Origin of the sequence: Dietzia sp. Die43, from assembly GCF_024519835.1 — a bacterium.
Lineage (GTDB): Bacteria > Actinomycetota > Actinomycetes > Mycobacteriales > Mycobacteriaceae > Dietzia > Dietzia kunjamensis.
The window spans coordinates 1-17,418 of sequence record NZ_JALJRF010000006.1; the positions used below are offsets into that span (position 1 = coordinate 1).

General features: G+C 70.8%; 18 protein-coding genes and 3 tRNA genes. 7 read left to right on the plus strand and 14 right to left on the minus strand.

What is annotated here, in order from left to right:
* The 12 genes from NR111_RS06220 to hadA form a co-directional block, all read right to left on the minus strand.
* A partial coding sequence (locus NR111_RS06220; protein ID WP_256820283.1) for an MCE family protein occupies positions 1-1,063 on the minus strand: 1,063 nt, incomplete at its 3' end.
* Complete coding sequence (locus NR111_RS06225) at positions 1,060-2,256, minus strand: MCE family protein (protein WP_256820284.1); 1,197 nt, start codon at positions 2,254-2,256, stop codon at positions 1,060-1,062. The genes NR111_RS06225 and NR111_RS06220, both read right to left, overlap by 4 nt.
* A complete protein-coding gene (locus NR111_RS06230; RefSeq protein ID WP_256820285.1) occupies positions 2,253-3,398 on the minus strand; it encodes an MCE family protein in 1,146 nt (381 codons plus the stop codon). The genes NR111_RS06225 and NR111_RS06230 overlap by 4 nt, the downstream gene beginning before the upstream one ends.
* Before the next feature lie 31 nt (positions 3,399-3,429).
* A complete protein-coding gene (locus NR111_RS06235; protein ID WP_256820286.1) occupies positions 3,430-4,242 on the minus strand; it encodes an ABC transporter permease in 813 nt (270 codons plus the stop codon).
* Positions 4,243-4,316: 74 nt separating this feature from the next.
* A complete protein-coding gene (locus NR111_RS06240) occupies positions 4,317-5,069 on the minus strand; it encodes an ABC transporter permease (RefSeq protein ID WP_256820287.1) in 753 nt (250 codons plus the stop codon).
* A 395-nt stretch (positions 5,070-5,464) separates the two neighbouring features.
* Entirely contained in the window at positions 5,465-6,193 is a 729-nt protein-coding gene (gene rplA, locus NR111_RS06245; RefSeq protein WP_096907016.1) for a 50S ribosomal protein L1, read from the minus strand.
* Between the two features lie 91 nt (positions 6,194-6,284).
* The gene (gene rplK / locus NR111_RS06250; protein WP_256820288.1) at positions 6,285-6,719 is read right to left on the minus strand and encodes a 50S ribosomal protein L11; all 435 of its coding nucleotides are present in this window, start codon (positions 6,717-6,719) and stop codon (positions 6,285-6,287) included.
* A 249-nt stretch (positions 6,720-6,968) separates the two neighbouring features.
* Positions 6,969-7,952, minus strand: coding sequence for a transcription termination/antitermination protein NusG (nusG, locus tag NR111_RS06255; RefSeq protein WP_096907014.1), 984 nt, complete (start codon positions 7,950-7,952; stop codon positions 6,969-6,971).
* Positions 7,953-8,015: 63 nt separating this feature from the next.
* Positions 8,016-8,357 (minus strand): preprotein translocase subunit SecE, encoded by a 342-nt coding sequence (gene secE / locus NR111_RS18805; protein ID WP_256820289.1) that lies wholly within the window; start codon positions 8,355-8,357, stop codon positions 8,016-8,018.
* A gap of 36 nt (positions 8,358-8,393) precedes the next feature.
* A tRNA-Trp gene (locus tag NR111_RS06265) sits at positions 8,394-8,466 on the minus strand.
* 164 nt (positions 8,467-8,630) lie between these two features.
* Positions 8,631-9,113 carry a MaoC/PaaZ C-terminal domain-containing protein gene (locus tag NR111_RS06270; RefSeq protein WP_256820290.1) on the minus strand — a complete coding sequence of 161 codons (483 nt, stop codon included), beginning with the start codon at positions 9,111-9,113 and terminating at the stop codon, positions 8,631-8,633.
* Complete coding sequence (gene hadA / locus NR111_RS06275; RefSeq protein ID WP_096907011.1) at positions 9,110-9,511, minus strand: (3R)-hydroxyacyl-ACP dehydratase subunit HadA; 402 nt, start codon at positions 9,509-9,511, stop codon at positions 9,110-9,112. The genes NR111_RS06270 and hadA overlap by 4 nt, the downstream gene beginning before the upstream one ends.
* A gap of 181 nt (positions 9,512-9,692) precedes the next feature.
* Here hadA and NR111_RS06280 point away from each other — a divergent pair, with 181 nt between their 5' ends.
* From NR111_RS06280 to NR111_RS06305, 6 genes are all read left to right on the plus strand, one after another.
* Positions 9,693-11,366 carry an acetolactate synthase gene (locus tag NR111_RS06280; RefSeq protein WP_374210699.1) on the plus strand — a complete coding sequence of 558 codons (1,674 nt, stop codon included), beginning with the start codon at positions 9,693-9,695 and terminating at the stop codon, positions 11,364-11,366.
* Positions 11,367-11,372: 6 nt separating this feature from the next.
* Positions 11,373-12,893 carry a molybdopterin-dependent oxidoreductase gene (locus NR111_RS06285; protein ID WP_256820292.1) on the plus strand — a complete coding sequence of 507 codons (1,521 nt, stop codon included), beginning with the start codon at positions 11,373-11,375 and terminating at the stop codon, positions 12,891-12,893.
* 1 nt (position 12,894) lies between these two features.
* Complete coding sequence (locus NR111_RS06290; RefSeq protein WP_067716829.1) at positions 12,895-13,158, plus strand: hypothetical protein; 264 nt, start codon at positions 12,895-12,897, stop codon at positions 13,156-13,158.
* Positions 13,159-13,170: 12 nt separating this feature from the next.
* Positions 13,171-13,911: a Crp/Fnr family transcriptional regulator gene (locus tag NR111_RS06295; protein ID WP_206474841.1), complete on the plus strand. Its 741-nt coding sequence runs from the start codon at positions 13,171-13,173 to the stop codon at positions 13,909-13,911.
* A 136-nt stretch (positions 13,912-14,047) separates the two neighbouring features.
* On the plus strand, positions 14,048-14,284 hold the full coding sequence (locus NR111_RS06300; protein WP_067716832.1) for a heavy-metal-associated domain-containing protein: 237 nt from the start codon (positions 14,048-14,050) through the stop codon (positions 14,282-14,284).
* 48 nt (positions 14,285-14,332) lie between these two features.
* Positions 14,333-16,258: a cation-translocating P-type ATPase gene (locus NR111_RS06305; RefSeq protein ID WP_227022234.1), complete on the plus strand. Its 1,926-nt coding sequence runs from the start codon at positions 14,333-14,335 to the stop codon at positions 16,256-16,258.
* Between the two features lie 76 nt (positions 16,259-16,334).
* On the opposite strand, the gene NR111_RS06310 is transcribed toward NR111_RS06305, so the two are convergent.
* Both NR111_RS06310 and NR111_RS06315 read right to left on the minus strand, forming a co-directional pair.
* Positions 16,335-16,408 (minus strand) — tRNA-Met (locus NR111_RS06310).
* A 42-nt stretch (positions 16,409-16,450) separates the two neighbouring features.
* Positions 16,451-16,523, minus strand: a tRNA-Thr gene (locus NR111_RS06315).
* Between the two features lie 131 nt (positions 16,524-16,654).
* Between NR111_RS06315 and NR111_RS06320 the strand changes: the two genes are divergently transcribed.
* Positions 16,655-17,389: a glycosyltransferase family 2 protein gene (locus tag NR111_RS06320; RefSeq protein ID WP_256820293.1), complete on the plus strand. Its 735-nt coding sequence runs from the start codon at positions 16,655-16,657 to the stop codon at positions 17,387-17,389.
* Positions 17,390-17,418 lie beyond the last annotated feature (29 nt).

The window sequence follows — 17,418 nt, forward strand, 5'->3', positions numbered from 1 at the left end:
CGGCCTGGGCGGCCGGGGCGGGCGGCGCGGGCGGCGCGGGCGGCGCGGGCGGCGCGCCGATTCCGGCGCGGGTGAGAGCGTCGTTGAGGGCGGGTTCGATGACCTCCACCGGTAGCAGGTTCTGGATGTAGGAGTTGAAGAACGGCCCGGAGGCGACGGCCTCGCCGAGCTCGGTGGCGTACGGCCCGAGCCGCCGGATCGCCTCCGCCAGTCCGTCCCGGTGCTCGAGGACCAGTACTTGCAGGCCCTTGACCCGCTCGAGGGTCGGGGCGAGGGTGCGGTCGTGGTCGCTGATCAGACCGCGGATCTGGACGGTGAACGCCCGCAGGTCGCCCGCCAGGGTCTCCAGTGAGTCCTGCTCCTCTCGCAGCGCGGCCAGCAGGACGCGGGCATCACGCAGCAGCGTGTCGATCTCCTCGCCCCGCCGGGCCAGCAGGCCGGAGAGGGTCTCGGCGTCGGCGAACAGCTCGCGCAGGGCGGCGTCGCGTTCCGCGATCGACGTGGACAACCGGCCCACCCCGTCGATCGCGGCGTCGACGTGCTCGGGCGCGCGGTCGAGGCTGTCGGTGACGGTGTCCAGGGCGACCGCGAGCTGCTCCATGTCGATCTCCTCGCCGGTCCGCCCGAGCCGACCCAGGGTCTCGGCGAGGTTGTACGGCGCGGTGGTGCGGTCCAGGTCGAGCACCGCGCCGGGATCCAACAGCCCGGGTCCCGCCGGCAGGACGCGCAATTCGCGGGCGCCGAGTGCGGTGGCGGTGGCGATCTCCGCGCGGGTGCCCGAGCCGAGGCCGAGCTCGCGGTCCACCGTGAAGTCGATGCGCACCGCGTCGCCGTCGATCGCGATGCCCGTGACCTGCCCGGCGTCCTTGCCCGCGATCCGCACCGGGTCGCCCACCCCCAGCCCGCCGGTGTCGACGAAACGCGCCGTGTACCCCACCGTGCGGTCGACGCCGGGCAGCGCCCGCAGATTGAGCGCGGCGAGCACCACCACCGCGATGAGCACCGTGCCGATCAGGCCCACGAGGAGCGGGTTGCCGTCGCGCAGTCGCCTGTGGATCCTCATGCCGGCGCGCACCTCCCGCCCTGCTGCGTGAACAGCGGGCTGGTGGTGGACCCACCCCGCAGATCCGACACCCGGATCTGGAGCCCGCACAGGTAGTAGTTGAAGAACCCGCCGTAGGCACCGAGCCGGGTGAGCGACCGGTAGGTCTCCGGCAGTTCGGTGAGCAGCTGGGTCAGGGTGTCGCGTCGCGAGTCCACCTGGCGGGCCACCGCGTCGACGCCGTCCATGTCCGCCCGCAACGACGGCCGGATGTCCTCGGCGAGGACCGCCAGTTCGGCGGCGGTATCGTCGAGGTTCCGGGTCGCCGAGGCGACCGTGTCCGAGTCGGCGGCGAGCGCGGAGGTGAGCTCCCGCGCGTGGACCAGCGACTGCTCCAGCGCGGGTTGCTGCCGCTCGAGGGTGTCGAGTACCCGCCCCAGCTTAGCGATGACCGACCCGATCACCCGGTCGCGGTCGGCCAGATGCCCGGTGACCTCGCCGATCGCCCGCACGATCGCCCCGACGTCGTCCTGCTGCCCCTGGAGGACGGCGATCAGCTCACCGCTGAGCCGGTTGACCTGGCCGGGCTCGAGCACGCGGAACAGCGGCTGGAAGCTGCCCACCAGGGCGTCGAGGTCCAGCGCCGGGGTGGTCCGGTCGACCCCGATCGTGGCGCCCTCCGGCAGCGGGGCCGGCGTGCCGAGGGCGACGGGCGGCGGGCCCGCGGGGTCCGCCGGGTCCGCGGGGTCCGCGGCATCTGCCGCATCGAGCAGCTCGAGGTAGCGGTCGCCGACCAGGTTGAGGTAGCGCACCGTCGCCCCCGTCGTGTCGCGGGGCCGGTACTCCTCGTGCAGGCTGAACCGCACCGTGACCGACGGCGCACCGGCACTCTCCCCCGGCTCCGGCTCGGCGGCCGGCGCCGCGTACTCCACGGCGTCCACCCGACCCACCTCCACGCCGTGCACGCGGACCGTCTCCCCGCGCTCGAGTCCCGAGACGTCGGTGAACTCGGCCGCGTAGGACGCCGACTCCCCGAACCGCACCTGCGCGAACACCACCCAGAGCCCGGCCAGGACCAGCAGCATGACCAGCGTGTAGATCGCGGCAGGGATCGTCGATCCGGACCGCCTACGGTGCGGCCGCGAGGCCCGGTGCGCTGCCGCCGGAGCGGTCCGTTCCCGGTGCGCCACCGGAGCGGCCTGGTCCCGGCTCATCCCATCCCCTCCGTGAGGAGCACCCACAGCGGGGCCGCGTCGAACTCGGGCGAGGTGTTGCCGCGCTCGAAGGGGTTCATCCCGACGTCGGCCACCAGATAGTCCGCGTTCCCGTCCTCGGGCGTGCGCACGGGCAGCTCGCCGCACCGTGGGCCCCCGCCGGCGCGCACCACGGGCAGGTCGTCCGGGTAGCGGTACGGGTCGACGCCCAGCAACAGGGTGGAGTTGAGCACCATCGAGTACCCGTTGGCCCCCGACGCCGGCTCCGCCAGCTGCCGCGCCCGGTCGGCTCCCCGGAAGAAGCACGGGATGGCCGGCGCGTAGTACTTAAGCAGCTCGGCGGTGGGTCGCAGGTAGCCGACCGCATCGGCGATCTCCTGCTCGTGGGGATCGAGCAGCGCGTTGCCCTCGATCGCGACGCCGGCGATCGCCGGCAGCAGCACGTCGAGGGTGGCCGCCTGGTCGGTGAGGGTCCGCGCGGGCACCCGCAGGCCGCCCAGTGCGGAGACCAGGTCCGGAGTGGCCGCCGCGAGCCCGTCCGCCGCCGCGGCACCCGCCCGCAGGTCACGCCGCAGCGAGCCCAGCTCCGGGGTGACCGCTCCCGTGAACTCCGACAGCGCCACGGTCGCCTGCCCGATCTCCTCGCCCCGCCCCCGCGCCCCCTGCGCGAGTGCACCCGTGACCGCGGCCGCCTTCTCCGGCTGCACGGCCACCATGACCTCCGTCAGCGACTGGAACACCGTCTGGGTCTCCGTGGTCACCGACTCCGCCCGGAGCGCGTCACCCGAGGCCAGCACGGCGGTGGAGGCGCGGCCCTCGTCGTCGTCGTCATCATCCGAGAGCACCACCCGCTTGCCGCCGAACAGGGTGCTGGAGGTGATGTCCGCCGTCGTATCGGAGGGCAGCGCCGACGAGTACTCGCGGTCGAGCTCGAGCTCGATGCGCGCACCGTCGCCGTCGGGGTGGACCGACGCCACCGTCCCGATCCGGACCCCGTGCCTCATGACCATCGCGCCCGGCTCCAGCACCAGCCCCGACCGGTCGGCGTGGAGGGTGAGGTCCATGGTGCGCGCCCACCCACCCCGGAAGGACACGGCGACGACGACGAGGACCACCACCACCGAAACCAGCGCCGCCAGCACGGTCAGCCGACCTTTCGCCCGCGCGCCCACGTCAGCCCGCCAGCCTCACCGTGGGCGCGTCGCCGTACAGGGCGAGCGAGATGAGCAGGGTCACCAGGACGACCGCGGTCAGCGACATGCGGACCGCCCGGCCCGTGGCCACGCCCACCCCCGAGGGGCCGCCGGTGGCCGTGAAGCCGTAGTAGGTGTGGATGACCATCACCGTCAGGGCCATGGCGATCGCCTGCGCGAACGACCACGCCACGTCCACCGGGTTGAGGAAGGTCTGGAAGTAGTGGTCGTAGACGCCCGGTGACTGGCCCAGCACCGCCACGGTCGCCACCCGGCTGGCCAGGAACGACGCGAGGACCGAGAGCGAGTACAGCGGGATCACCGTGAGCAGGCCCGCCACGATGCGGGTGCCCACGAGGTAGCGGACCGGGTCGACCGCCATCACCTCGAGCGCGTCGATCTCCTCACTGATGCGCATCGCGCCCAACTGCGCGGTGGTGCCGGCGCCGATGGTCGCGGCCAGCCCGACGCCCGCGGTGACCGGGGCGACGACCCGGATGTTGACGTAGGCGGCGAGGAACCCGGTGAGCGCCTCCACGCCGATGTCGCCGAGCGAGTTGTAGCCCTGGACGGCCACCGTGGCGCCGGCGAACAGGGTGATGAACCCGAGGATCGCCAGGCTGCCGCCAAACATCGCCAGGACACCGGTGCCGAGGCCGACCTCCGTGGTCACCCGCAGCGTCTCGCGGCCCTGACGCACGGGAGCGGAGAGGGCTGCCCGCAGGGCGCGGGCGACGAAGAGCAATGCGGCGCCGAGGTCGTCGACGCGGTCGAGCGGGCCGCGTCCGCCCATGCCTCGTCCGCTCGTGCCGCGGCCGAGGGGGCCGCGCTGCCGCGTCCGGCGATGCTCCCCCGTGCCGCTGGCGCTCACCGGCCGGTCACCTGGATGCCGATCGCGGTGAGGACGAGGTTCGCCAGGAAGAGGGCGACGAACGAGAACACGACCGTCTCGTTGACCGCGTCACCGACACTCTTGGGCCCGCCCGTCACCGCCAGGCCGCGGTAGCAGGCGACCAGACCGGCGATGAGCCCGAACAGTGCGGCCTTGACCTCGGACAGGATGAGTTCGGCCGGACCGACGAGCAGCGTGACCCCTGCCGCGAACGCCCCGGGGTCGACGTGGTTGAGGTACACGGAGAACATGAACCCGCCGGCCAGGCCGATCGCGCAGACCGCCGCGTTGAGCGTGGCTGCCACCAGCGCCGAGGCCAGCGCCCGGGGCAGGACGAGGTGGGTCGCCGGGTCGAGTCCGAGGACCTCGAGCGCGGAGATCTCGTCCCGGATCGTGCGAGATCCGAGGTCGGCGGCCACCGCGGTCGCTCCGGTTCCCGCGACCACCAGCACCGTCACGAGCGGGCCGATCTGGGTGACCGCCCCCAGGCCCGCCCCGGCGCCCGCCATGTCGCTGGCACCGATCTCACCCAGCAGGGAGTTCAGGGTGAACACCACCAGCACGGTGAACGGGAGCGCCATGAGCACCGTGGGCACCAGGGAGACACGGGCGATGAACCAGTACTGGTCCACGAATTCCCGCCAGCGCCACGGACCGGTGACCATCCCGGCCAGGGCGTCGATGGACAGCGCGTAGAAGTCGCCGACAGACCGCACCGCGGTCGTCATCCGACCCACCATCGCCGCCCCCTCCCCGTGTCGTCCCCGGCTAAGCGCGTTCCAACCCTGCGTGACCGAACCATACCCGAGGGTATTGTCGTGCGGGTGGGCTAGGTCACAGTGTGCTCCGGGCTGCCGTACCGCGCGTGCGAACGCGAGGGAATCCGTGCCCGCGGCCGCTCGTTGCGATGGCGTCTCGCCCTCGCCGCGGCCCCATCTCCCCCACAGCCGCGCCCGAACATGGCGTCTCGCACGCCCCGAAGTGACGGCGAGACGCCATCGCGAGGAGCGGCTACGTGGGGGGCCGGCGGCTCACGGCATGCCGGGAAATGCGGGAAGGCCCCGCGTCCGGATAACCGGTCGCGGGGCCTTCAGCCGAGCTGGTGGCGTCTCAGCCGAGCAGATCAGCTCGCTTCGGAGTCGGAACCCGCCTCGAGGAGCTTGGAGATCGCCGACGGATCGACCGGGATGCCGGGGCCGGTCGTCGTGGAGATGGTGACCTTCTGCATGTAGCGGCCCTTGGAGGAGGACGGCTTGAGGCGCATGACCTCGTCGACCGCGGCCTGGTAGTTCTCCGTGAGCTGCTCCGTGGAGAAGGAGGCCTTGCCCACGATGAAGTGCAGGTTGTTGGCCTTGTCGGTGCGGAAGGTGATCTTGCCGCCCTTGATGTCGCCCACGGCCTTGGTCACGTCCATCGTGACGGTGCCCGTCTTGGGGTTGGGCATGAGGCCACGGGGGCCGAGCACGCGGGCCACACGGCCGACCTTGGCCATCTGGTCCGGGGTGGCGATCGCGGCGTCGAAGTCGAGCCAGCCGCCCTGGATGCGCTCGATGAGGTCCTCGGAGCCGACGACGTCGGCGCCGGCGGCCTCGGCCTCGGTGGCCTTCTCGCCCGCGGCGAAGACGATGACGCGGGCGGTCTTACCGGTACCGTGCGGAAGGTTCACGGTGCCACGGACCATCTGGTCCGCCTTGCGGGAGTCGACGCCAAGTCGCATGGCGACCTCGACGGTGGCATCCATCTTCGTCGAGCCGGTCTCCTTGGCCAGGGCCAGGGCGTCCAGAGGCGAGTACAGCTTGGTGCGGTCGACCTTCTCAGCTGCGGCCTTGAAGGCCTTGCTGTTCTTGCTCATGTCAGTTCCATTCCTGCCGCGTCTTCACACGCGACGGTCGGGTGTGGTGCGGGCCTGAGCTGCCCTCCCACAGATGTTCGGGGGGTGGAGGTCAGGCCTCGACCGTGATGCCCATGGAACGGGCGGTGCCGGCGATGATCTTCGCGGCCTGGTCGACGTCGCTGGCGTTGAGGTCCTCCATCTTGGTCTGCGCGATCTCGCGGACCTGGTCCATGGAGACCTTGCCGACCTTGGCGGAGTGCGGGGTGCCGGAGCCCTTCTGCAGGCCGGCGGCCTTGAGCAGGAGCTTGGCGGCCGGCGGCGTCTTCAGCTTGAAGTCGAACGACCGGTCCTCGTAGACCGTGATCTCGACCGGCACGACGTTTCCGCGCTGGTTCTCGGTGGCGGCGTTGTAGGCCTTGCAGAACTCCATGATGTTGACACCATGGGCACCCAGAGCCGGACCGACCGGCGGGGCCGGGTTGGCTGCGCCGGCCTGGATCTGGAGCTTGATGAGCCCTGAGACCTTCTTCTTCTTCGGAGGCATCGTCTTCCTCAGTCTTCCTGATTCTTCGACTGGATCTCGGCTCCGCGCTGTACACGCGGGAGGCCGACTGTCGTGTGCACCCGCGTCCCCTGCACGACCCCGGAAGGGCAGGCGGGAACACAGGCGCAACCTTGGAGAGTGTACGCGCGCGGCCGGTCGGAACCCTAATCGCCGACACCGGCCGTGCTGAGAGACGAGCGACCCGCCCCACGCCGGGCGCGGGACGGGTCGTCGTGGGAGTTCTGCGGGTCAGTCGATCTTCTCGACCTGTGTGAAGCCGAGCTCGACCGGGGTCTCGCGACCGAAGATCGACACGAGGACCTTGAGCTTCTGCGCGGCCGGATCCACCTCGGAGATGGACGCGGGCAGCGTGGCGAACGGGCCGTCCATGACGGTGACCGACTCGCCGACCTCGAACTCCACCTCGACGGCCTGCGGGGCGAAGCCCTGGTCGTCGGCGGTGCCCGCGGCGGCGGACTTCTTCTCCGGCTTGGGGGCCAGGAACTTGGCCACGTCGCTCAGCGAGAGCGGGGTGGGCTTGCCGGCGGCGCCACCGGTCGCGCTGACGAACCCGGTCACGCCCGGGGTGTTGCGCACGACGCCCCAGGACTCGTCGTCGAGTTCCATCCGCACCAGCACGTAGCCGGGCAGGACCTTGCGGTTGGCGACCTTCTTCTGGCCGTTCTTGACCTCGGTGAACTCCTCGACCGGGACCTCGACCTGGAAGATCTTGTCCTCGGCACCGAGGGTCACGGCGCGGGTCTCGAGGTTGGCCTTCACCTTGTTCTCGTACCCGGCGTAGGAATGGATGACGAACCAGTCGCCGGGAAGCTTGCGGAGCTGACGCTTGAAGGCGATGATCGGGTCGATCGCGGGCGCGGCCGCCTCGTCGGCCGCGGCCTCCTCGGCCGGAGCCCCCTCGGGCGCCTCGCCGGAAGTCTCGAGCGCCGACTCGGCGAGCTCGTCCTCCGCAACGGTCTCGTCGCCCTCGGGGACGGTCTCACCCTCGACATCCTCGTCGAGCTCGGTCTCGACCGCGTCAGTGGCGGCGTCCTGGTCCAGCTCGGCGCCAGCCGCGACGGTGTCGGCGGCGTCAGCCTCGGCGTCGGCGTCGATGGTGTCGGCGTCGATGGTGTCGGCGGGGTCCGCAGCCGTGTCACCGAGCACCGCGTCCGCCTCGCTCGCGGCCTGCTCGGCGCCCTCGGCCTCGGGGCTCTGATCGATGTCGCTCACGGAAATGCGGTCCTCTCGAAGTTCGGCGGTCCGGATCACGCCCCGGACCCCAGCGGCAGGTCTCTAGCGGTCGAAGACGAGCTCGACGAGCTTGCCCGCGCCGAAGTCGACGCCCGAGACCAGCGCGGTCATGAAGATGAGGAACAGGAACACCACGATGGTGTAGGTGACCATCTGGTTGCGCGTGGGCCAGATGACCTTGCGCAGCTCCTCGACGACCTGCCCGATGTACTGGAACGGATTCGTGCGGGCGGTCCGCGTGTCCTCCGGCTTGTCCGCGTCCGTACGGACCCGTCCGGCCACGGCGGTGTCGCCGCGCCCCGCCTTGCCGGTGGGGACGGCGGCAGCGGCGTCGGAATCGCGGACGCCGCTGACGTCGACGTCGTCGTCGCGATCCTGGCTCACGCGGCTACCTCCGGGTCGTCTGGTGTGCGGTAAGTGCAGGGGCGACAGGACTTGAACCTGCAACCTGCGGTTTTGGAGACCGCTGCTCTGCCAATTGAGCTACGCCCCTTCGGCCGGTCTCCCGGCCACCCGTGCCCTCCCGCGCCTGCGGGCCGCACGAACGCCTCGACTCTACAGTGTCGGCGACTGCCTGGCGGCAGCGCGGTCCGCGACCGCGTTCGGTCGGGCGTCCCAGTGTACGACAGGCGGCCGGTGGCCCGAAATCGTCCGGCGTCACCCCGCGAGCGAGACCGTGACGATCGCCTTGCCGAACACCTTCGACCCGCCACAGGTCACGGCGAGCGCGACGTCCGCGGTCGAGCCGTCCTCGGCCACCTTCCTCACCGACCCCGCCACCTCGAGCCGGGCGGGTTCGTCGGCGGGGACGACCACGGGCCCGGCGAACCGGAACGAAGTCGCCACCACGCGGTCGGCTCCCCCGGCCCACTCGGCCACGACCCCGATCGCCAGCGCGGAGGTGAGCATCCCGTGCGCCACCACCCCGGGCAGACCGAGCGCCTGCGCCGCGGCGTCGTCCAGGTGGATGGGGTTGTGGTCCCCCGACGCCTCGGCGTAGCGCCGCAGGTCGTCCCGCGAGATCGGCAGGGTCCGGGACGGCAGGACCTCCCCGGCGGCAGTGGTCCTCGTCGTCGTCACGTCCTGCGCGGCCGCGCCTCGCGCGGCCGTGCCCTGCCCATGCACCTCCCGCCCGGTCATGCCTCCACCTCCGCGGTGAGCAGCGCACTGGTCAGGGTCTGGACGGGCTCGCCGGCGGCGTCGCGCAGCACGGTGTCGAACCCGATCATCCGCCCGCCGCGCGCCGACCGTACCCCGGTGACCGTGGCGGTGGCGGTGAGGACGTCGCCGACGCGGATCGGCCGGTGGTGCTCGCTGGACTGCGCGGTGTGGAGGGTCCGCGCCAGGTCGATGCGCAGGGCGGGGTGCTCCATCACCGCGCGTTGGACCGGGGCGGTCAGCGCGGCCGCGAGGGTGGCGGGGACCTGGCCGGTCGGCGCGCCCACCGCCTCGGCGAAGCGCGCCACCACCGCGTCGGTGACCGTGACCGGATCCCCGACGACGACGACGACGAGGTCATCAGCGTTGTCTGTGCTCACAGGCGCCGACGCTACCCGAGGGCGAGTCCGCCGAACCGCTGATACGACCCGTCCGCGCCTCCTACGGTGGGGGCAGTCGAGCAGGGAGTGCGATGTGAGCCACGACGAGCCGGCCCCGCGGGCCGGGCACGAGAAAGCTGGGCGATCGCCGGGCGGGCCCGGCGGAGACGCCCCCACACCGGTGGAGGGGCACGGCGGATCCCACGCCACGGCCGTCGCCGCCGCGCACGGCGTGCGGACGATGTTCACCCTCTCCGGGGCGCACGTGTTCCCCATGTACGACGCCGCGGAGAAGGAGGACCACGGCGTGGCACTGCTCGACGTGCGGCACGAGCAGACGGCCGCATTCGCCGCCGAGGCCACCGGCAAGCTCACCCGCTCGCCCGGCCTGGCCGTCCTCACCGCCGGTCCGGGGGTGACCAACGGCGTGTCCGCGCTGGCGCAGGCCTCGTTCTCCGGCGCCCCGATGGTGGTCCTCGGCGGGCGCGCGCCGGCCGGCCGCTGGGGCACCGGCAGCCTGCAGGAGTTCGACCACGTCCCGGTGGTGCGGTCGGTGACCGTGTCCGCCGAGACCGCCCGCGACACGGCCGATATCGCCGCCGCCACCCACCGCGCGTTCACCGCCGCCCGCACCGCGCACCGCGGGCCGGCGTTCCTCGACGTGCACATGGACCACTTCTTCGACCGGTGCGACTCCGTCCGGCCCGGACCGGGGCGGGCCGGCGACGGCTCCCCCGCCGCCGCGCCGGACCGCTCCCCCGACACCGACGCCGTCGACCGGATCGCCGACCTGCTCGTCGGCGCCGAGCGTCCCGTGCTGGTGCTGGGCTCCGACGTGTGGGCAGATCGCGGCGAAGACGCAGCGCTGCGGTGCGTCGAGTCGCTGGGCCTGCCCGTCATCCCCAACGGCATGGGCCGCGGGATCGTCCCGGCCGGGCACCGGCTACTGGTGACCAAGGCGCGCGGGACGGCGTTCGGCGCGGCCGACGTGGTGCTCGTCGTGGGCACGCCCCTGGACTTCCGGCTCGGCTACGGGGTGTTCGGCGGCAAGGAGGGCGCGACGCCGGCGAAAGTGGTGCACATCGCGGACTCCCCCGGGCAACTCGGCCACCACGCGTCACCGGCCGTGGCCACCGCGGGCGACCTGGGGCTCGTGCTGGACGCGGTCGTCGAGGCCGTACAGCGCCGATCGGGGGCGGCGCGCCCGGACTGGTCGACCTGGGCGACCACGCTGCGGGAGAAGGCCGATGCCACCCACGCCGCCGACCTGCAGCTCCTGGGCGCCTCGGCCGACCCCGTCCATCCCGCGCGGATCTACGGCGAGCTGCTGCCGCGCCTGGCCGAGGACGCCGTGGTGATCGGCGACGGCGGCGACTTCGTCTCCTATGCCGGCAAGTTCATCGAACCCGCCCGGCCGGGCAACTGGCTGGACCCCGGCCCGTTCGGGTGCCTCGGCGCGGGACTGGGCGCGGCCATCGCGGCCCGCATCGCCCGACCGTCCAGTCAGGTGGTCCTGCTGCTGGGCGACGGTGCTGCGGGGTTCTCCCTCATCGACGTGGACACCCTCGTCCGGCACCGACTGCCCGTGGTGATGGTGATGGGCAACAACGGGGCGTGGGGCCTGGAGAAGGGCCCCATGCAGATGCTCTACGGCTACGACGTGATCGCCGACCTCGCGCCGCGGACCCGCTACGACGAGGTGGTGAAGGCCCTCGGCGGGGCCGGCGAGATGGTCACCGATCCCGCGCAGATCGGCCCGGCGCTGGACCGGGCGTTCGCCAGCGGGGTTCCGTATCTGGTGAACGTGATAACTGATGTAGGGGCCATGTACCCGCGAGCGACGTTTGGAGTCTGAACCGACGTGATCAACCCCGATTTCCCGCTGTGGCTCCGTGCCTCCCACCTGATCAACTTCATCCTGATCGGCATGCTGCTGCGGTCAGGATGGGAGATCCTGGCCTCGCTGCCGCGACTGTGGTGGCGCAACCACTGCAAGCCCGGGACCGAATGGCTGCGCTTCACCAGGCGCAAGCTACCCGAGAAGGAAGGCGTCTACACCTCCCTGATGGACGAGAAATCCCTGTCACCGTTGATCGGCCTACCGGGTCGGGAGAACATCGGGCTGGGCCGGCACTGGCACGGGATCTCGGTGATGCTGTGGGTGCTCAACGGCCTGGTGTACGTGGTGCTGCTGTTCGCGACCGGACTGTGGCGCCGCATCATCCCCACCTCGTGGAGCGTGTTCGGCGAGGCGTGGGAGTCGATCCGGATGTACCTCGGGTTCCGGGCTCCGGCGATCGAACACTTCGACCCGTATGACGCCGCACAGATGCTGGCCTACACCGCCGTCATCTTCGTCCTCGCTCCGCTGCTCATCCTCACCGGCGTGGCCATGGCGCCGGCGGTGCGCTCGCGGTTCCCCTGGTACGTCAAGCTCTGGGGCGGCCACCAGGGCGCCCGGTCGCTGCACTTCATCCTCATGGTGCTCATCTCCGCGTTCATCGTCATGCATGTCGGGCTGGTGTTCCTGGTGCACGCCGAGCACAACGTCGTGCACATGGTGTTCGGCACCACCGACACGGCACGATCCGCCCAGGCCTTCACCATCACGATCGCCACCGTCGTGGCCGTGGTCCTGTTCTGGATCGCCCTGAGTTACTGGTCGCTGGCCGACCGCGCCCGGGCACAGCGGTTCACCGCCGGGGTGTCCGAGATCGGCCGCCGCCTCTTCCTCAACCGGATGCGACCGCGGATGGGGCGGCAGAACACCTACACCGACGACGACATCTCCGAGTTCCACTGGACCAACGGCCTGCCGCCCACCGAGGACGAGTCGCCGGAGTGGGTCGAGGCTCGCGACGATGCCTGGCGCGGCTATTCCTTGACCATCGGCGACGACCTCTCGGGCGCCGAGAAGACCCTGGCCCTGGACGAGCTCACGGAGCTGCCGCGCACCTCTTATGTAGCGGTGCACACCTGCATGCAGGGCTGGTCCGCCACGTCCCGGTGGACCGGCGTACGACTGCGGGATCTGCTCGAGGTCCTCGGCCCCCAGCCGGAGGGAGCCCACTACGTGCTGATCGACTCCTACGGTCTGGCCCAGAAGATGTATGACAACCGGCCGCGGGAGCCGTTCTACGCGGTACTCGACCTCGACACGGTCTACGAGGACGACACGATTCTGGCCTACGAGCGCAACGGAACCCCTCTCGAGACGCACCTCGGCGCCCCCGCCCGCCTGCGGGTGGAGTCAAACCACGGCTACAAGCACGTCAAGTGGGTGCGCTCGATCCGGTGGATAGCCGACTACGCGGAGTACGGTGACGGCCGAGGCGGGACCCGCGAGGATTCCGCGCTGCAGGCGTTCAACGGAAGGATCTGACGTGTCCCACATCGTCTCGTGCCGCTTCGAGGTCAGCGGCGTCCGGAACGACAGGGACGTCAAGAAGGCCCTCCAGGCGCTCTACGACATCTTCGCCGAGCACGGACTGGGCCAGGCGACCTTCGAACTCACCGGGGCCGAACACGCGCAGCTGTACGTCAAACACCCGGACACGGTCCGCCCGGACCCGGCGATCATCGAGAAGGCCCTCGCCCGCGCGGGAGACTTCCGGGTGGTCTCTACCCATCTGCACTCCTCGAACTGAATCGCTGCACCGATGTCCCGAAACCCGGTCCGGCGCAACTGCGCACACCCGCACTCCTGCTCGGACGAGACCCGGCTGCGGGTACTAGCCGATGCCCCACTGACCCGGGAGCTCTCACCTGATGACCGGCGCGACCTCAACGGGCACCTGACCGCCTGGTCCTGGGCCGAGGGCGATCCGATGGTGCTCGCCGGGGATGAAATCCCCGGTTCGTATCTCGTCGTCTCCGGACGCGCGCGGGTTACCCGGGACACCGCCGATGGCCGGGAGCTCACCGTGGACATCGCCGCCCCCGGAGACACCGTGGGGCCGTTGCACACGGAGGCTGCCGTCGCGACCGAGTCCGCCTGGGCGATGGAGACGACCTGTGCGCTCTTCCTGCCCGCTCACGCGCTGGCGGAGGTGGTCGGCGACCACCCGAGCCTCGCCCTGGGCCTGATCCGAATGCAACAGGATCGGCTCGCGCAGGCCCGGGAACAGGAGATCGGGCACACCACGCAGTCGGTGGAGCAGCGGGTCGGCTCGACGCTGCGGTACCTCGACCGCAAGCTCGGAAGCCTCCAGCGGGACGGCTCGAGTCTCCTCCAGGTCCGACTGCGCCGCGACGACATTGCGGGGATGGCCGGCACCACAGTGGAATCCGCCTCGCGCGCGATGGCGCGGATGAAGAAGGCGGGCGTCATCGACTCCGGCCGCGAATGGGTCTCGGTCCTCGACCGCGCCGCACTCGAGAGGCTGATCGCGGGCGATTAACTGGTCGGCGCCGCTTTCCCGCTGATTGATTGGCGTCAAGGAAGTCCTCTCCGGTTGCTCCTAGGTTCGGAGATGCACGTAAGGAACGTGCACCGTTCCCCCGAGGAACAGCAACCGTAGAGGAGCTGGGATCACCATGAGTGTCCGCGAACAGGTCAAGAGCATCGTTCTGCGTTCGGATGAATTCTCGTGCCCGTCGTGCATCGCGAAGATCGAGAACAAGTTGAACGGTCTGGACGGTGTCGAGTCCGCGGAGGTCAAGTTCGCCTCCGGACGAGTACTGGTCGACTACGACCCCGCGAAGGTCTCGGTACGTGATCTCGTCGCAGCGGTCGCCGAGGTCGGCTACGCGGTCAAGCCGTCGGCGTTCTGACGCGACGACACCGACCGCACGACGGCGACCGAAGGAGACAGGACAATGCTGAAATCATGGAAGACCTGGGGCGTGGTGGCGGCCTCCGGCCTGCTCATCGTCGCCTCGTGGCTCGTCGGCCGACTCACCTCGGCCGACGCGGTGGCGGACGGATTGATGATCATCGCCGCTCTCGTGGCCGGCTACCGGATCGCCGTCTCGGCGGTTCAGGCGCTTCGGATCCGGATGATCTCGATCGATCTGCTGGTCGTGGTCGCCGCCGTCGGGGCCATGTTCATCGACAACTACTGGGAGTCTGCGGCGGTCACTTTCCTCTTCGCCCTCGGCAAGGCCCTGGAGAAGGCGACTCTCAACCGCACTCGCCGGGCCCTGTCCGACCTCGTCGACTCGGCGCCCGAGACCGCCACCATCCTTCGTGACGGCGAGCCGGAGACCGTCGAGGTCTGGGAACTCGAACCCGGCGACCTCGTGCTGGTGCGCAACGGGGAGCAGGTCCCCGTCGACGGCCGGGTGCTCTCCGGCAACGGCGGCGTGGACGAGGCCACCATCACCGGCGAGTCCGTCCCGGCCGAGAAGTCCGAGGGCTCCGAGGTGTTCGCCGGCACCTGGCTACGGTCGGGAGTCCTGCGTATCGAGGCCGTCGGCATCGGTGCCGACACCACCCTCGCCCGGATCGTCCACCGGGTGGAGGACGCCCAGGACGACAAGGCCCGCACCCAGACCTTCATGGAACGGTTCTCGACCTGGTACACCCCCGCCGTGATGATCTCGGCGCTGGTGGTGGCCCTGATCCCCTGGTCGTTGGTCGCCACCATGGGCAACATCGAGCTCGCGCTCACCCTCCTGGTGATCGGCTGCCCCGGCGCCCTGGTGATCTCGATCCCCGTGTCGATCGTCGCCGGGATCGGCCGCTCCGCCAAGGACGGTGTTCTCATCAAGGGCGGCGAGTACCTCGAGAGTGCGGCCCGGGTCGACGCGGTCGTCGTCGACAAGACCGGCACCCTCACCAACGGTCGGCCGGTCCTGACCGACGTGGACGTGCTCGACGACGACTATTCGCGTGAGGACGTCCTGAGGCTGGCCGCCCGAGCCGAGACCGCGTCCGAGCATCCGCTCGCCGAGGCGATCATCTCGGGTGCCCGGGAGGCGGGACTGGAGATCGACCTGGTCGAAGCGGCCGAGCCCGTCGCCGGCAAGGGCATCCGCGCCGAGGTGGATGGCCGAGTGGTCGCGGTGGGCTCCGCGGATCTACTCGACCACCGGCCTGACAACGCACGGATCCTCGAACTCAACGACCAGGGCAGGACCGCGATGTTTGTCGGGGTCGACGGACGGGCGGTCGGGATCGTCACCGTCGCCGACACCATCCGTGACGACGCCCCGGCAGCGGTCAGGGCACTGCACGACGCAGGGATCAGGGTCGTCATGGCGACCGGCGATGCCCAGCGGGTGGCCCGTAATGTCGGCGCCGAACTCGGGGTCGACGAGATCCGTGCCGAGCTCATGCCGGAGGACAAGGTCGAGATCGTGCGCGAGCTGCAGTCCCGCGGCCACACCGTGGCCATGGTCGGTGACGGGGTCAACGACACCCCTGCATTGGCACTGGCCGACATCGGGGTGGCGATGGGAGCCGCCGGCTCGCCGGCCGCGATCGAAACCGCCGACATCGCGTTGATGGCGGACAGGCTCCCGCGGCTCCCGTACGCGCTCTCCCTGGCCAAGCGGACCGTCCGCACCATGCGACTCAACATCGCCATCGCCCTGGTGACCGTTGCCGCGCTTCTTGCCGGGCTGTTCCTCGGGGGCGTGACCATGTCGATCGGGATGCTGGTCCACGAGGTGTCCGTTCTCGCGGTGATCGCGATCGCGATGCTCCTCCTGCGGCCGACCCTCGAGAAGGACGGAACCGGGATCCCGGGACACGCGGGGGACCTCGTCCTCGGGACCGGAGCACGGGACGTGAGCCGGGTGTGATCAGACCCTGATGCCGTAGGAGCCGAGAAGACGACGAAGGCCGCCCGCGGCGAGCGGGCGGCCTTCGTGTTGAGAGTACCGGTGGGGGGACTCGATCCCCCGACCTCACGATTATGAGTCGTGCGCTCTAACCAGCTGAGCTACACCGGCATGCCCTGCCAGTCGGACGATCGAGCCGCCCCGCACAGTGCGAGCCCCCTGTCGGAATCGAACCGACGACCTTTTCCTTACCATGGAAACGCTCTGCCGACTGAGCTAAGGGGGCGGGCCGCGCTTCGCTGTTGGTCACCCAACCGCTTGGCGCGTAAGCCTTTAGCAGATTACACACACGGCCGAACGCGGCACAAATCGCCCGGTGAGACGCAGTTGCGCCGGGCCCGCTGGCAGGATGGTCCGGTGCACATCTCCGTGGTGATCCCCGTCCTCGACGACGCCCGCGAACTCGAGGGATGCCTGGCCTCCCTCGCCACGCAGACGCGGTCGCCCGACGAGGTCGTGGTGGTGGACAACGGGTGCTCGGACGACAGCGTCGCGGTGGCGTTGGCCGCGGATGCGCGGATCGGGGTCCGGGTGGCCGTCGAGCCCGTCCGCGGCATCCCCGCAGCGGCCGCGGCCGGCTACGACTCCGCGACGGGCGACATCATCGCCCGACTCGACGCCGACTCCCGGCCCGGACCCGGGTGGCTCGCCCGGATAGAGGCCGCGTTCACCGCCGATCCCGAACTCGCGGCCATCTCCGGCCCGGGCGAGTTCATCGGACTGGAGGGGTGGCGGGCCCGCGCCGCGAAGCTGCTCTACATGGACGCGTTCTTCGTCTCCGTCGGCGCCGCCATGGCCCACCCCGTCCTGTTCGGCTCGAACCTGGCGATGCGCCGCAGCGCCTGGGAACGGGTGCGCGACGGGGTCAACCGGACCGACCCGGAGCTGCACGACGACATCGACCTGTCGTTCCAGTTCGGCGCCGACGACCGCCTGCTGGTCGACCGTTCCCTGACCGTGGGGATCTCGGCCCGACCCTTCGACGACCCCGCGGCCATGCGGCGACGATTCTCGCGGGCATTCCGGACGATCTTCCTCAACTGGCGGTCGAGCCCGCCGTCGCGGCGGTGGCTGGAGCGCGTCCAGCGCTGACCCGGCCCGGTCGGCCGAATCAGCCGGTG

What these genes read in the sequence shown, in the direction of transcription:
- NR111_RS06240 (WP_256820287.1), bottom strand. Translation starts at nt 5,069, where the DNA reads ATGACGACCGCGGTGCGGTCTGTCGGCGACTTCTACGCGCTGTCCATC.
- rplA (WP_096907016.1), bottom strand. Translation starts at nt 6,193, where the DNA reads ATGAGCAAGAACAGCAAGGCCTTCAAGGCCGCAGCTGAGAAGGTCGAC.
- NR111_RS06295 (WP_206474841.1), top strand. Translation starts at nt 13,171, where the DNA reads ATGTCCCGAAACCCGGTCCGGCGCAACTGCGCACACCCGCACTCCTGC.
- rplK (WP_256820288.1), bottom strand. Translation starts at nt 6,719, where the DNA reads ATGCCTCCGAAGAAGAAGAAGGTCTCAGGGCTCATCAAGCTCCAGATC.
- NR111_RS06225 (WP_256820284.1), bottom strand. Translation starts at nt 2,256, where the DNA reads ATGAGCCGGGACCAGGCCGCTCCGGTGGCGCACCGGGAACGGACCGCT.
- NR111_RS06300 (WP_067716832.1), top strand. Translation starts at nt 14,048, where the DNA reads ATGAGTGTCCGCGAACAGGTCAAGAGCATCGTTCTGCGTTCGGATGAA.
- NR111_RS06235 (WP_256820286.1), bottom strand. Translation starts at nt 4,242, where the DNA reads ATGGGCGGACGCGGCCCGCTCGACCGCGTCGACGACCTCGGCGCCGCA.
- NR111_RS06270 (WP_256820290.1), bottom strand. Translation starts at nt 9,113, where the DNA reads ATGACCGGGCGGGAGGTGCATGGGCAGGGCACGGCCGCGCGAGGCGCG.